The sequence below is a fragment of the Nonomuraea sp. NPDC001684 genome, from assembly GCF_053596515.1.
Genome location: NZ_JBSFGJ010000877.1, coordinates 1 through 1,260, shown reverse-complemented (window position 1 = coordinate 1,260; position 1,260 = coordinate 1). Strand labels below are relative to the sequence as shown.

Annotated in this window: 3 protein-coding genes; 2 read left to right on the top strand and 1 reads right to left on the bottom strand. The window is 67.8% G+C overall.

Annotated features, from left to right (window positions below; genetic code table 11):
• Both ACWCSD_RS52715 and ACWCSD_RS52710 read left to right on the top strand, forming a co-directional pair.
• Positions 1-764, top strand: a 764-nt coding sequence (locus ACWCSD_RS52715; RefSeq protein WP_449927514.1) for an NmrA family NAD(P)-binding protein, incomplete at its 5' end; no start/stop codon positions are given.
• A gap of 141 nt (positions 765-905) precedes the next feature.
• Positions 906-1,037 carry a helix-turn-helix domain-containing protein gene (locus tag ACWCSD_RS52710; RefSeq protein WP_358300827.1) on the top strand — a complete coding sequence of 44 codons (132 nt, stop codon included), beginning with the start codon at positions 906-908 and terminating at the stop codon, positions 1,035-1,037.
• A 32-nt stretch (positions 1,038-1,069) separates the two neighbouring features.
• Here ACWCSD_RS52710 and ACWCSD_RS52705 read toward each other — a convergent pair.
• Positions 1,070-1,260 (bottom strand): hypothetical protein (locus tag ACWCSD_RS52705; RefSeq protein ID WP_449927511.1); only part of this gene is annotated, 191 nt, incomplete at its 5' end.

Below are 1,260 nucleotides of genomic sequence, written 5' to 3'. Positions count from 1 at the left end.
GGCGCGTGCCCCCTGGTCAGGGCGACCTTGACGCCGTGGGACAGCACGTTGGCACGCAGCCGCGCGCAGGCGGACTGGTCGCGTTCGACCGCCACTCCCACGGCATCTTCGGCGTCACGCCCGACGACGATGACGTCGAACGCGAGATCCGCCGTGGCCGTGATCTCGCCGACGCCGCGGCGGCAGCCGGCGTCTCCCATTTCGTGTTCGCCTCGGTCGGCGGGGCCGACCGGGGCACCGGCATCCCCTACTGGGAGAGCAAATGGCAGATCGAGCAGCACATACGCGCGCTCGGCCTGCCCGCGACGATCCTGCGGCCGGTCCGATTCATGGAGAACCACACCATTCCCGGACTGCCCCTCGGCGGCATCGTCGACGGCGAGCTCACGCACCTGTTCGACCCGGAGACACCGGTGCAGCTCATCGCCGCCACCGACATCGGCGCCCTGGCCCGCCTCGCCTTCACCCGCCCGCAGGAGTACATCGGACAGGCGATCGAGATTGCCGGCGATGAGCTGACCCCCAACCGGACGGTGGAACTCATCAGCCGCAGCATCGGGCGCGAGATCACCTACCGGCAGGTCTCCATCGGCGGCATCGGACTGGGCCAGGAGGCGGAGCGCGCTTTCGCGGACGAGCGCGGTCTGTGGAGAGCCGACATCACGGCGCTCCGCGAACGCCACCCCGACCTGCTGAACTTCCAGGCATGGCTCCAACACGGCGGGGCCGAACAGATCCAAGCCCTGTTCGCCGGGGCTCACTAGCGCCGCCCTCCGCGCCACACGGCGCCTGAGTCGGCCGCAGCGCGGGCGTCAACTCGCGCTGCGGCTCACTGTCACCGACTTCTAGCCAGCACCCAACGAGCAGTTCTCCGCCGAAGAAACTGTCATCGACGTGTCCGATGACTGCCTGTCGCCCTGCAGAGTCGTTCAAGCCAGACGAGATCAACTTTCAGCTCCGAGACCGTCCAGCAGATCGCCGACGAGTTCGGCGTCACCCGCCCCACCATCTACCGACACCTCACCAAGGATACGTAACCCCAGCTCAGGGGCGTATCCGACGGAAATTCCTACAGGACTACCGAGACCCCCTGAAGGGTGCCGTCATCCATGTGCTCGACGTACGCACTGGCGGTGGCCATGGTGGTGTGTGACAGCGAGGAGAGGTGCGAGTACGCCGGGTAAACCTCGGCGACGTCGTACCGCTCGAGGAGTCCACGCGGAGGCGGCACTCTCCTCCCCCCGAAGCGGCGCCCATCCT